Below are 12,860 nucleotides of genomic sequence, written 5' to 3'. Positions count from 1 at the left end.
AGCGAAGCGATGGGGAGGAGCGGCGCCCATGAATGATGTCGCCATCATCGGCGTGGGTTTGCACCCGTTCGGGCGCTTCGAGGGCAAGTCGGCGATGCAGATGGGCGTCGACGCCATCCTCGCCGCGGTCGCCGACGCCGGTATCGCTTGGCGGGACGTCCAATTCGCCACCGGCGGTAGCTGGACGGTGGCCAATCCGGACGCGATCGTCGGCATGGTCGGCCTGACCGGCATCCCGTTCACCAACGTGTTCAACGCGTGCGCGACCGCGGCCAGCGCCGCCAAGGCGTGCGCCGACGGCATCCGGTTGGGCGATTACGACATCGGGATCGCCGTCGGGCTGGATAAGCACCCGCGGGGTGCGTTCACCGAGGACCCCGCCCTGGTCGGGATGCCGCGCTGGTATGCGGAGAACGGGCAATACCTGACGACTCAGTTCTTCGGCATGAAGGCCAACCGCTACCTGCACGACCACGGCATCTCCCAGCAGACCCTGGCCAGGGTCGCCGCCAAGAACTTCCGCAATGGGGCCATGAACCCCAACGCATTTCGCCGCAAACCGATCTCCGAAGAAGACATCCTGAACTCGGCGATGCTCAATTATCCGCTGACCCAATACATGTTCTGCGCGCCCGACGAGGGCGCCGCCGCCGTGGTCATGTGCCGCGCGGACATCGCGCACCGCTACACCGCCAAGCCCGTCTACCTGCGGGCGGTCGAGGTCCGCACCCGCCGCTACGGCGCCTACGAGGTCAACACCACCTGCGCCCCCGTCGAGGAAGACGTGGCCCCAACGGTTTACGCCGCCCGTAGCGCATTCGCCAAGGCCGGCATCGCCCCCGCCGATGTCGACGTGATCCAGTTGCAGGACACCGACGCCGGTGCCGAGATCATCCACATGGCCGAGTGCGGATTCTGCGAGCACGGCGATCAGGAAAAGCTGCTCGCCGAGGGCGCCACCGAGATCAACGGGACGATGCCGGTCAACACCGACGGCGGGCTGATCGCCAACGGCGAGCCCATCGGCGCCTCCGGCCTGCGGCAGATCCACGAAATCGTGCGCCAACTCCGCGGTGAGGCGGGCGAGCGCCAAGTGCCCGGCAACCCGAAGGTCGGATTCACTCAGCTCTATGGCGCGCCCGGCACGGCCGCGGCGACGATCCTCACCACCTGAGCGGGGTGAGCGCCGAGGAGCCGACGCCGGCCGCGCCGCGCGACATCTACGCCACTATCTGGCGCTGCTACGGCTGCAGGTACACCGTTGGTCGGTGGGCACACGTTTCATCACGCTCTCGGCGTGCTGACCACAGCCCGCCCACGTGATCTTGCCGCAGTGGCTGCAACGTACGGGATAACACACGGTAGTTCTCTGCGTGGCAGGGCGAAACAGCCTCGGCCGCTACGCCTTTACCGCAGCTTTGCGCTCGGCGATCTTCGCACGGACCGTCTCCATGTCGAGCCCTTCGACCTGTCCGATCAGGTTGTCCAGCACCGCGGGTGACATTGCTCCCGGCTGGCTGTAGACGAGGATTCCCTCGCGGAACGCCATGATTGTCGGAATCGAGCGGATGCCGACGGCAGCGGCCAGTTCGCGCTCGGCTTCGGTGTTCACCTTGGCGTGAACAATATCCGGGTGGTTTTGCGCCGACCGTTCGAAGGTCGGCGCAAAAGCCCGACACGGTCCGCACCAAGAAGCCCAGAAGTCCACCAGCACAATCGGATTTGCGCGTATGGTCGACTCGAAATCGGCGCCGGTAAGTGTTTTGACGGTCATCAGTGTTCCTTTCGGGGTTTTGGGCCGGCCCCGCAGGTAGGCCCGAGGACGCCAGCGGCCCGGACACCCGGGGCCACCGACGGTCCTATACGACAATCATTGAGGCGATCCGGCCCCGGTATTCGCGGTCTTGTCTGCGAATTCGCAGAACGCGTCGTAAGCACGAGCACCGTAGATCGTGGCCGGCCCGCCATGCATGAGGATGCTGACGCCGATCGCCTCGGCGGCCTCCTCCTTAGTCGCGCCGGCACGGGCCGCCCCCTGGGCGTGGGAGGCGATGCAACCGTCGCACCCGGCTACGACGCCGATCGCCATCGCGATCAGCTCCTTGAATTTCTTGTCCAAGGCGCCCGAGGACAACGCACCGTTACTCATCTCTGCGAATCCCCGATAGACCTCGGGGATCATCTTGCGCAGAGCGCGGTGCTGCGGGTTGAGGTCGTCTAGGACCTGCTGGTGGTGGTGGCGGTCTTCCGTCATACTCATTATAATACCTATACGGGTAGGGGTATTCCCACTTCGAAATTCGGGCCCGGTTACCTAGGTCGCGGCGGTCACGGACACCACACCGGCAACGATGCCCACCCGCGCCGCGATCCGACCCAGCCGACTCGGCCGCTCGAATGAATCACTGACAGAGGGCCGCGCGGTGGTCGTTACCCTCCCCAATTCGGGTCGATCGGTCACGTTTTGAACGATGTAGCACCTAGATCTCCCCCAATAGAGTCAATGGGCCCTAGAACCGGGATATCACCACGCGCATTCTGACCTCGGGAGCACCTTGGCGTTAGTCGAGTTGTCAGCTTTGACCGAGGAGTATCAATGGCACGAGTCGTGATCCTGGGTGCCGGCATCGCGGGGCACACCGCCGCGCTGCACCTGCGCCGATGGCTGGCCCGCCGTCACGAGGTCGTCGTGATTTCCCCCAACGCCGACTGGAACTGGATTCCGTCAAACATCTGGGTCGGCGTCGGCCGGATGGATCCAGCCAAGGTGCTCATTCCGCTCAGGCCGATCTACCGGCGCAAGGGCATCGTCTTTCATCAAGCGCTGGCCACGGCAATCCATCCGGAGGGCAGTGGAGACCAGTCGGCACCATCGGTGGACTTCACCTACACCGACGAGGAGCAAGACGGCCAGACCGGCTCCATTACGTACGACTACCTCGTCAATGCAACCGGGCCGCGACTGAACTTCGCGGCCACTCCCGGGCTCGGGCCCGCCGGCCACTCGTACTCGGTGTGCACGGCGGCCCATGCCGTCGAAGCGGCGGAAGCGCTCGGCCGAGTCATCGCCAGGATGAAGGCAGGCGAGAAGCAGCGCCTTGTCATTGGCGTCGGACACGGCACCTGCACCTGCGAGGGTGCGGCGTTCGAGTACGCCTTCAACGTCGAGCACACGCTGCGGGCCGCCGGCGTGCGCGACCTCGCCGATATCGTCTACCTCACGAACGAGTACGAACTGGGCGACTTCGGAGTCGGCGGCATGAGTTTCGTCGAAAAGGGCTTTGTGCAGTCCAGCCGGCTGTGGACCGAGTCGCTGTTCCGTGAGCGCGGCGTCAGGGCCATCACCCAAGCGGCAGTCCATGAGGTGATGGATGGCAAGCTGCGCTACGAGCAACTCGACGGCAAAGAGCACGAGCTGGACTTCGACTTCGCCATGCTGCTGCCGCCTTTCAGGGGAGCCGCCATTGCCGCATACGACAAGGGCGGTAACGACATCACGTCGGTCCTGTTCGCACCGTCAGGTTTCCTGAAGGTGGATGCCGACTACTCGGTCAAGTCCTACGACGAGTGGTCGGCCGAGGATTGGCCACACACCTACGAATCCCCCGCCTACCCGAACGTCTTCGCGCCCGGCATCGCTTTCGCGCCGCCCCACCCGATATCCCGGCCGCGTACGAGTCCCAACGGCACGGTGATCACGCCAAGCCCGCCGCGCACCGGGATGCCGTCGGGCATCATGGCCAAGACGGTTGCCGAGACCATCCGGGATCGAATCACCAAGGGCCCGAATGCTGTTGCGCATCACGCGTCGATGGCAAGCATGGGCGCCGCGTGCGTTGCGTCGGCTGGCACCGGGTTGCGTGAGGGCTCGGCCGCGGCGATGACGATGTTCCCCGTGGTTCCCGACCCGGTGAAGTATCCGCAAACGGGTCGGGATGTCGCCGGCACGTCCGGTGAGCTCGGCTTGGCCGGTCACTGGATCAAGCTGCTGTTGCACTATCTCTTCATTTACAAGGCGAAGGCCCGCCCGTTCTGGTGGCTGATCCCTGAGTGAAAGGCACGCGATGGACGACGAGAACACCCGCTCAGACGTGAACGCGCTGACGGCCGAGCGTATTGCCGACGCACCGCTGCCCACCGCTGCGACGCTCCGGATGCGTCAGAGCATTCTCGTGCAGTTCGGACGTTTCATCCGTATCAACCTCAAGATGCTGCGGATCATCTACGGGCACGGATGACGGACCGCTCGGGTTGGCGCGCGAAAACCACTGACGCGCGCCGAGCGTGCGCTCGGTGCGAAAATCGGGGTGATTTCTCGCGCTGAGTGCACATTCGGCGACGGGCTAACAGCACCACCGCGGCATGGCCGCGGGCGCTAGGAGACCTTTTTGACCGGCGGCGCGTACGCCGGCTTGCCCAGGCCCAGCATGTACTGCGCGATCATGTTGCGGAACACCTCGAGGGTGCCGCCGTAGATCCCGACCAGCGGCGCGAAGCGGTACACGTACTCCGCGGCGCCGTCGTCGGCCGCGCCGTCGGTGCCGACAGGCAGCGTGGACGCGGTGCCGAGGATGTCCATCAGGTCCGGGGCGATGTCACGCATCGTCTGCGCCAGGGCGACGCGCCCGAAGATGCCGGGCGCGCTCAGTGACGCTTCCATCCGTGCGGCGCTGCGGCCCAGGCGATATGACACCGCCGAGTCGTCAATCAGCCTGCGCCCGTTCGGGTTCCGCTCCGCGACCCTGGCTGCGGCCTTGTCCAGGGCGTCGGCCATGAAGCCGGCCTGGTGCATCATGATCGAGACGTCCTGCAGCCCGTCCGGGGCGGCCGCCACCGCCCCGTGCTCGGTGTTGAGGGGTTCACGCAACACCGTCCAGCCCGCGTTCACATCGCCCAGGCGGTACTTGTCGTCGACGCGCACGTCGCTGTAGTAGACGATGTTGGTGCGGTCGCCGTCGACGGTGCGGATGCCCTGGATCTCGATGCCCGCGGAGTTCAGCGGGACCAGGAACATGGTCAGGCTCTTGTGCTTCGGAGCGTCCGGATCGGTATTGGTGATGAGGAAGACGTACTGGCAGTTGTGGGCCCCGGTGGTGAACATCTTGGAGCCGTTGATGACCCAACCGTTGCCGTCGCGGACCGCGCGGGTTTTGCAGGTGGCGATGTCGGACCCGCCTTCGGGTTCGGTGTAGCCCAGGCACAGGCGAACGTGCCCGCTGAAGACGCCCGGTAACACCTCATCCTGCAACTCGGCGGAGCCGAACCTCGCGACCGAACGGGCCACCATCGCGGTGGTGCCCCAGGTCACCCAGGGCACGTGCGCGCGCCGCTTCTCCAGCTCCCAGATGCGGCGATGCACCCGGCTGAAGCCGCCGTCGGCTGCCGACTTCCATTCGCGTTCGAGATAGCCGGCGGCACCCAACGCCAGGTGCACCCCTTCGTCGAAGTTGTCGCCCGTTTCCCGGTCCCGGCGCTTGACGTCTTCTGTCACGTGCGTGCGCAGAAAATCGCGCGCTTCGGAAAGGAAGCGCTGATCGTCGCCGGATAGCGCGACACGTGAGAAGTCCACTTAGGCGCCCTTTCCACTTTCGCGTGCGGCGACGAGCTCGCCGATGTACTTGGCGCTGGCGCCGGGATCCCCACCCGCCAGTGCCCAGCCCCGGGCACGCACCAGATACGCGGTCGCCGCCGCCTCCGCCGAAACACCAAGTCCGCCTTGGATATGTACTGCCATGGTCGCGGCCTTCGCCGCCTCCTCCGCCATGAACACGAACGCCGAGGGCGCCAGCTCCGGTCGTTCGTGCGGCTCGTTGTCGAGGAACCAGGCCGCGCGCCGGGCCAGATTGCGGCCGCCCTGCACGGTGATCGCAATGTTGGCCAGCGGATGGGAGATGCCCTGCAGCGTCGAGATCGGCACCCCCAGCGTGTAGCGGGTCTTGGCGAACTCGGCCGCGATGGTCATGGTCTCCTCCACCAGGCCCACCAACGCCGCTGCGCTCAGCACCCGCCACTCGTCAAGTGCCCGTTGATATTCCACCAACGCTTCGGGCCCGGCGGCCAACACGGTCCGGGTGTCCGCGGTCGCCGGATCCACCCAGGCCATCGGCAGCCGGCCGATGTTGTCCACCTTGGTGGGGCGCGTACCGAACGTCAGCGCGACGACGTCCTCGCCGTCGCGGACGATGATTTCATCGGCAATCGACCCGGTGGGCAGGAGCCGGGCGCCGGACGCGCTGTCGTGCTGCGGATCGAACGCGGCGAGTCGCTTGCCGTGGACGACGTCGGGTTCGGCCGCGCCGAGGCGCGCGAGTAGCCGTGCGGTGCAGACCTGGTCGATCCACGGTACCGGCGCCAGCGATCGCCCGATCTCCTCGGCCACCAACGTCAGATCGACGAGCGTCGCACCGTCCCCGCCCGCGGATTCCGGGACCGCCATGCTTGTTGCGCCCATGGCGCACAACCGCTCCCACAGGTTCTTGTCGAACCCGGTTTCCTCCGCGGCGCGCACGGTTTCGATCGAACAGCGCGTCTTGAAGAAATCACGGTAGGCGGCCTGCAACGCCTCGTGATCCGGCGTCAGGCTGTAGTCGAGCCTACGTAGTTCGTAGCGGTCCATCCTCAGCCTTTCTCCCGGCCACCGAAGAAGAATTCTTGGGCATTGTTGTAGAGGTAGTTGTCGAGCACGTCGGCGGGCAGGTCCAGCCCGGCGGCTTCCGGAACGACGCGGTGCATTTTCAGCACCGGCCAGTCGGAAGCGAAGATCACCTTGTTTGGTCCGCGGGTCCGCATGTAGTGCAACAGGCTCTCCGGCAATCGCTTTGGCGACCACGCCGACGTCATCAGCCGCAGGTTGGCGTATTTGATCAACAGCCTGATCGCGATGTCCCACCAGGGATCCGCGCCGTGGATCATGCAGAGCTTCAGTTCCGGAAATCGCACGCAGACCCGGTCGAGGTGGATCGGATTCTGCACCTCCCCGGGGATGGGCGGCCCGGGAATGCCGGTGTTGATGCACAGCGGCAGCTCGAGCTCAGCGCACTTGGTGTAGAGCGGGTAATAGACGGCGTCGCTGGGCGGGTACTGACCGTCACCCCAAAAGCTCGGCCCCACAGCGGCATAGGCAACCGGCAGGTCGTTGACGATGGCGGACAGTTCCCGCAGGGACGGCATCGGCCGCAGCAGGTTCACCCCACCCATGGCCAGGGCGAAGCGCTCGGGCTTCTCCTCGACGAATTTGCGCGCGGTCACCGACGGCTTGGCGAGGTTGTCCATCAGGATGGCTTTGTGCACACCCTGCGCGTCCATCTCGTCGAGCAGCTTGGCCAACTCGACCGGCTCGAACATGGACTCCGGGCCCTTGAAGTAGTCGTCGCGCACCTTGAGCATCCACGTCGGCTGCTGCTCGGTCTCGCCGAAGTGCACGTTGACCAGGCAATCGATAGCTTTCATGTCGACATCGGCGCCTTTGCTGTCGCGTGACGTTTCGCCCAACGGTAATCGGCCTTGCCGTTGCCCAGGCGCTGGACCTGCTCGACGACGAGGAACTCCTTGGGCGCCTTGAACCGCGCCAGTCGCGACGTGCACAGCGTGTGCAACTCATCGGCGCCGGCGACGGCACCGACCCGGAGTTCGACGAGGGCGACGAGTTCTTCGCCCCAGCGCTCGCTGGGGCGACCGACCACGAGCGCGTCGGCGATCGCCGGGTGGGCGCGCAGCACCTCTTCGACCTCCTCGACGAAAACCTTCTCGCCGCCGGTGTTCACCACCAACGAGTCGCGGCCGTACAACCGCAGCGCCCCGTCGGGTTCCAGTGCGGCCCGGTCGCCGGATATCACCACCCGCTTGCCGTCGATCTCGGGGAAGGTCTTGCGGGTGGCTTCGGGATCGTTGAAATATCCCAACGGTATTCGCCCTTCCCTGGCGGCCCAGCCCACCTCCGACTCTCCCGGGGACAGGAAGTGGCTATAGTCCTCGGAGAGAACCAATCCGCCTTCGCGCAGCGTGAAGGTGTCGGCCTGGGTGCCGGGCCGGCTGTGGCCGAAGCCCATGTTCCCGGTCTCCGATGAGCCATACCCGTTGATGAGGGTGATGTGTGGTAACAGCTCCAGCAGGGCTTGCTGATACTTCGGATTCGTTGCGGCACCGCCGGTGCCGATGGCGTACAGCGACGACAAATCGTAGGAACCGCCCTGTAACTGCGCCACCAGCGGAGCGGCGTAGGCGTCCCCCACCATGGTCATCATGCCGACCTTCTCACGCTCGGCCGTCTCCCAGACCACATGCGGGTCAAGCTTTCTGGAGGTGTCGTAGAGCACCACGGGCGTACCCGCCATGACCGCCGAGAAGGCCGTCCACATGCCGGCCGCGTGCATCAACGGCGAGACCGCGAACCACGGTGCACCGGCGTTGCCGCGCACCTTGTCGTGGATCTCCCGGGCGCAGGCATGGTCCGCGCCGACCATCGACGACACATAGATGTCGGACTGGCGCCACAGCACACCCTTGGGCCGACCGGTGGTGCCGCCGGTGCAGATCATCAGCAGGTCGTCCGGGGATGCCGTCACGCCGTGGTCGGCATCCCCCTGCGCCAGTGCGTCATCCAAAGACACCGCGCCGGGCAGTTCCGGGGCACCGCTTCCGTCGTCGACCGACAACAACACGTCAACGCCGGCGGCGGTGAGCACGTCGGCGAATTTTTCGCCCAGCCCGCGGTGGTAGATGACGGTTCGGGGCTGGATGTAGTCGAGCAGCTCCGCGACCTCGCGCGGCGTGTAGTAGTAGTTGATGTTCACCGGAACGGTCCGGGCCTTGAGGCAGCCGATGACCATGTCCGGGTACAGATCGTTGTGCATGACCAGCGCCACCCGGTCCTGCCCGCACTCCCAGTTCTGCAGGGTTGCGCGTTCCCGGTGCGCCCCTAATCCGTTGCTGGCCAGGAAGTTCGCCAGCCGGCGGGTGCGGTCGGCCGACTCGCGGAAGGTGCTGCGGCGGCTGCCGCACACCGTCATCGTCCGGTCTCCGATGACGTTGGCGATTTCGTCGAGAACCGCCCCTATGGTCCATTCACTCACGGGCGTGGCCGGCCTTGGATAATCAAGTCGATCAAGCGGCCGAGCCGACTTGGACGCCGAGCAGATCTAGCGCGTTGTCCCGCATGATCTTTCGGACATCGGACTCGCTGAAGCCCTTCAGCTCCTCGGCGAACGAGACCGGCGATTCGAGGCCTTCCCCGTGCGGCCAATCGGAACCGAACAGAATCTTGTCGACGCCGATGGCCTCGGCAAGCTCCGGCAGGTCGTCCTCGTAGTAGGGGGCGATCCACACGTTGTTGCGTAACTGCTCCACCGGGTCCTCGGGGAAATACTGGGGCTGGGTGTTGGCCGCCTTCTTCAAGCGCTTGATCAGTCGGTGCACGAAGTAAGAACCGTTCTCGATGCTGACCGCCTTGAGTTTCGGATGACGGGTGAACACCCCGTGCACGATCATCGAGGCCATCGTGTCGTGAATGGCGCGGTCGTCGAGCAGCACGTTGTCCAGCGGATCCTTGGCGCCGAAGCCCTCGAACGTCGCCTTGCCACCCCACGCCGCCGCGATGTGCAGATAACCACTGTCGGACAGGTGGAATCCCACCGGCACCCCCGCCTCGGCCAGCCGGGCCCACACAGGGTCGTGGCTGGGATCGCCCAGCGACCGCGGCTTGACCAACCCGGGCACCGGCGCCGGCCGCACCAGCACCAGCTTGGCGCCCCGCCCCAGCACGAAGTCGAGCTCCTTGACCGCCTCGGCCGGGTCGGCCAGCGAAATGATCGGCGCCGCAATGATTCGGCGGTCCGGCCGGTCGAAGCCCCAATCCTCGTCGAGCCACAGATTGAACGCATGCACCGACGCCATCGTCGCCTCGATGTCGTGTTTGAGCGCCTCCTCGACTCCGCAGCCGAAGGTGGGCAGCATGAACACCGTCTCGATGTCCTGGGTGTCCATCACCGCGACGCGGGCGTCGCGGTTCTGGTACTCCGGGTGTTCGCCGAGCCGCTCGACCTTCATCAGCGACGCCGGGTCGACACCGTCGGGAATCTCGCCGCGGAACAACAGGTCCAGGCAGCCCGGCACGATGATCGGGTCGAAGGTGGGATTGGGAACGAAGTGGTTGACCCGCCCCCCGATCACGGCCAAGGTGCGCTTGCCCTGACTGACCATCTGCACACCGCGGCTCTTGAACCTCTTGTCCAGATGACGGGTGAAGGAGTCCAGCGGCTCGTAGTAGTGGTTGTCAACGTCGATCGCCTGGTAACTCAAGTCAGCCATGATCAATCCTTTCCGCCTTACCGGCGAACATCAAGCGTCGGTCGAATCGAGGGAGGGGAATCGCGGCGGCCGCTTCTCGAGAAAACTCGTGATGCCCTCGATGACGTCGGGGCGCGGCATGGCCTCGTGCAACAAAACCTCGGCAAGCGAATTGGCCTGTACGACGTCGCGGTTGGCGTCACCGTAGACCTGCCTCTTGATCACGGCCATCGACGCCGGAGAGCAATTGGCGGCGATGTCCTCGGCATAGTCCAAGGCGCGCCGCAGCAGACCGTCCGGCGCAACGACCTCTTTGACGAGGCCCAACTCGGCGGCCTCCTCGGCGAGAAAGGTCCGTCCGCTCAGCAACAAATCGAGAGCGACGCCCCAGTTGGTCAGCCGGGGCAGTATCCACGAGATCCCGAACTCCGCGATCAGACCGCGCCGGGCGAATACGGCGCCGAACTTCGCGCCGGCGGCGGCGAACCGCACATCGCACATCAGCGCCTGGGTCAGCCCGATGCCGACACAGGCACCGTTGATCGCCGCGATGACCGGCTTGCGCAGCGTCGTCACAAAGTGGGGTGGGCGCTCCCCGACCAGGTCGGCCAGGTCCGTCTGACCCGCCTTCTCCATCGTCTCGCCGTAGCTGGGTGCCGAACTCGGTGCGCCCAAATACGCACCGGCACAAAACCCCCGGCCGCGGCCGGTCAGCACGATCACCCGGACGGCCGGGTCCTGCTCGGCGCGGTCGATCGCCGCGTAGAACCCCGCGGCGATGTCGGGGCCCCAGGCGTTGAGGCGATCCGGACGATTGAACGTCAAAATCGCAACACCGGTATCAGTGGTCTCGTACAGTACCGCCTCATCGGTGACCACACGGTCGGCGGCGCTCATCAGACCGTCCCCTCATAGCTGACCAACAGGCGAGTTTGTACCCATACTGTATACCTATCGGTACCGCATTCCACAACCGCGGCAATCAGGCCGCGAAACCCCGACTAAACTGCGGTTTCGGACGCCGAGGCGACGCTCCAGCCGCACGCGTATCGACGGTGCGGGCCACACCGATTTTGACGGGCCCGTAACTCCCGAACCGCCTGCCACGGCCCAATTTCGGGGCCAAACGGCCGACGGCGTGGCAAGACTTGAATGTTGTGGCGCGTGACACGTTGGCGACACGTTTGCATCGGCCGCGCGATCGGGAAACCCACAACAAGCAGTCGACAATGGGGAGGTAGATGCAATGGTTGACACCAAGAGCGGCCCGATCGAACTCGTCCGCGGCATCATCGAGGATGCCCTCGGAAAGACCAAGCAGGTCATCGGGATCATCATCAACAACGACGGCCTGGTCGAAGAGGGCAAGGCCCAGCAGGACAAGGCGGAAGCGCAGCGCAACGCTGGAAAGAAGGAAGCGGCCGCCGAGAAAGCCCGTGGCAAGGCCAAGGCCCACGAGGAGCGTGAGCGGGCCGAACAGCAGTAACGGCCCCAGCCAGTGGAGCGGACCCGGTCGGAGACCGGGTCCGCCTCGCTGCGTGATCCCCGCTACTGCAACGCGTTTTCGAGCAAGCCCAGCCGCTGGTAGGCATTTTCGATCTGAGCCTTCGCCTCGGCGGGCAGCTCGGCTTGCGGGGGGCGGGAATGGGGATATGCACCGATGGGCAGGCCCAGCAGCGACGCCGCGTACTTGAATGCCCCGCCCCAGTGGGTGAAGTAATCCGCTCGTCCCGGGTAACACGTCCACCAGGATCCGATGTCGAGGTCGAACTGGTCCAGGCCGGACTCGCGACCGTAATCCATGGCCTCGACGAGCTTGTCACTCTGAACCAGGTCCCAGTATTCGGAAAACAGTCGCCGCGCAGGCGTTTCGAAGAGATAGCCCGCGGTACCCAGCTGCGCCGGACAGACGATCCCGTCGCGCAGCCAGCCGGCCCGGTACACCGTCTTGTCGCATTCCCACACGGCCAGACCGGGTGCCAATTCATGCAGCATCCGGCTGCTCGCCGGCCGGAAAGCACCCTCCTTGGTTGCGCACACGGCCGGAACCTCGTCATAGATGCGGGCGCTTTCGACGGGCGTCAACACATAACCCGAGGATGGCGAATTGAACATGCCCAAGGCGATATCCGTGTGCGCGGCAACATATTTGAAGAAGCGCAACACACCCTCGCCGCCGTGCGCCTCCATCATCGGTGTTTGGATGTAGGCAATGTCAGCCCCCGCCTCCTGAGCGTGCAGCGTCAGGTTCACGCAGTCCTTCGCCGAATTGGCCGCCGTGCACGCCTGCACCACGACGCCGGGATTGATGCCGCGCGCTTCCTCGACTGCCACCTCCAGCAGGCGTTTCCGCTCATCGAGGGTCAGCGACCAGAACTCGGCGATCCCGCTGGTACACCACAACATCGGATGCCCGAGATCACCGACGCAATAGCGCACCAGCGTCCGGTAGGCGTCCCAGTCGATGTCATCGCCGTCGGTGCCGCAGAACGGGGTGTAGAGGGAGTCACCGATCCCCCGCAATGCGCCGGGCGCCCAGGTGCGCGCCTCTGCTGCCGTAGCCACAATCGACTCCT

Annotated in this window: 13 protein-coding genes; 4 read left to right on the top strand and 9 right to left on the bottom strand. The window is 65.4% G+C overall.

Annotation, left to right across the window (positions count from 1 at the left end):
• The first annotated feature begins 28 nt into the window (after nt 1-28).
• A complete protein-coding gene (locus A5688_RS14430; RefSeq protein WP_067837939.1) occupies nt 29-1,174 on the top strand; it encodes a thiolase family protein in 1,146 nt (381 codons plus the stop codon).
• 225 nt (nt 1,175-1,399) lie between these two features.
• Here A5688_RS14430 and trxA read toward each other — a convergent pair whose 3' ends face one another.
• Both trxA and A5688_RS14420 read right to left on the bottom strand, forming a co-directional pair.
• Entirely contained in the window at nt 1,400-1,774 is a 375-nt protein-coding gene (trxA, locus tag A5688_RS14425) for a thioredoxin (RefSeq protein ID WP_067837937.1), read from the bottom strand.
• Between the two features lie 96 nt (nt 1,775-1,870).
• A complete protein-coding gene (locus A5688_RS14420) occupies nt 1,871-2,254 on the bottom strand; it encodes a carboxymuconolactone decarboxylase family protein (RefSeq protein ID WP_067838033.1) in 384 nt (127 codons plus the stop codon).
• 342 nt (nt 2,255-2,596) lie between these two features.
• Here A5688_RS14420 and A5688_RS14415 point away from each other — a divergent pair, with 342 nt between their 5' ends.
• Complete coding sequence (locus A5688_RS14415) at nt 2,597-4,054, top strand: NAD(P)/FAD-dependent oxidoreductase (RefSeq protein ID WP_067911529.1); 1,458 nt, start codon at nt 2,597-2,599, stop codon at nt 4,052-4,054.
• 10 nt (nt 4,055-4,064) lie between these two features.
• Complete coding sequence (locus A5688_RS27760) at nt 4,065-4,238, top strand: hypothetical protein (RefSeq protein ID WP_165606972.1); 174 nt, start codon at nt 4,065-4,067, stop codon at nt 4,236-4,238.
• Between the two features lie 137 nt (nt 4,239-4,375).
• Here A5688_RS27760 and A5688_RS14410 read toward each other — a convergent pair whose 3' ends face one another.
• Genes A5688_RS14410 through A5688_RS14385 form a run of 6 tightly spaced genes read right to left on the bottom strand, consistent with a single transcriptional unit; the run spans nt 4,376 to nt 11,181 of the window.
• Nucleotides 4,376-5,569 (bottom strand): acyl-CoA dehydrogenase family protein, encoded by a 1,194-nt coding sequence (locus A5688_RS14410; protein ID WP_067911532.1) that lies wholly within the window; start codon nt 5,567-5,569, stop codon nt 4,376-4,378.
• Complete coding sequence (locus A5688_RS14405; protein ID WP_067837932.1) at nt 5,570-6,616, bottom strand: acyl-CoA dehydrogenase family protein; 1,047 nt, start codon at nt 6,614-6,616, stop codon at nt 5,570-5,572.
• A 2-nt stretch (nt 6,617-6,618) separates the two neighbouring features.
• Complete coding sequence (locus tag A5688_RS14400) at nt 6,619-7,449, bottom strand: amidohydrolase family protein (protein WP_067837931.1); 831 nt, start codon at nt 7,447-7,449, stop codon at nt 6,619-6,621.
• Entirely contained in the window at nt 7,446-9,071 is a 1,626-nt protein-coding gene (locus A5688_RS14395) for an acyl-CoA synthetase (RefSeq protein ID WP_067837930.1), read from the bottom strand. Before A5688_RS14395 ends, A5688_RS14400 begins: the two co-directional genes overlap by 4 nt.
• 31 nt (nt 9,072-9,102) lie before the next feature.
• On the bottom strand, nt 9,103-10,305 hold the full coding sequence (locus A5688_RS14390) for an amidohydrolase family protein (RefSeq protein WP_067837928.1): 1,203 nt from the start codon (nt 10,303-10,305) through the stop codon (nt 9,103-9,105).
• Between the two features lie 30 nt (nt 10,306-10,335).
• Nucleotides 10,336-11,181, bottom strand: coding sequence for an enoyl-CoA hydratase (locus A5688_RS14385; RefSeq protein ID WP_067837927.1), 846 nt, complete (start codon nt 11,179-11,181; stop codon nt 10,336-10,338).
• A gap of 349 nt (nt 11,182-11,530) precedes the next feature.
• Between A5688_RS14385 and mbp1 the strand changes: the two genes are divergently transcribed.
• Nucleotides 11,531-11,770, top strand: a complete 240-nt coding sequence (mbp1, locus tag A5688_RS14380; RefSeq protein ID WP_067837925.1) for a microaggregate-binding protein 1 — start codon at nt 11,531-11,533, stop codon at nt 11,768-11,770.
• A gap of 62 nt (nt 11,771-11,832) precedes the next feature.
• Here the strand turns inward: mbp1 and A5688_RS14375 are convergent, their stop codons facing one another.
• The gene (locus A5688_RS14375; RefSeq protein WP_067837924.1) at nt 11,833-12,849 is read right to left on the bottom strand and encodes a dihydrodipicolinate synthase family protein; all 1,017 of its coding nucleotides are present in this window, start codon (nt 12,847-12,849) and stop codon (nt 11,833-11,835) included.
• Between the last annotated feature and the right edge of the window lie 11 nt (nt 12,850-12,860).

The sequence above is a fragment of the Mycobacterium mantenii genome (assembly GCF_001667865.1).
In the GTDB taxonomy this organism is placed as follows: domain Bacteria; phylum Actinomycetota; class Actinomycetes; order Mycobacteriales; family Mycobacteriaceae; genus Mycobacterium; species Mycobacterium mantenii_A.
Note: the sequence above shows the minus strand (reverse complement) of the source record. Positions and strands in the feature narration are given on the sequence as shown.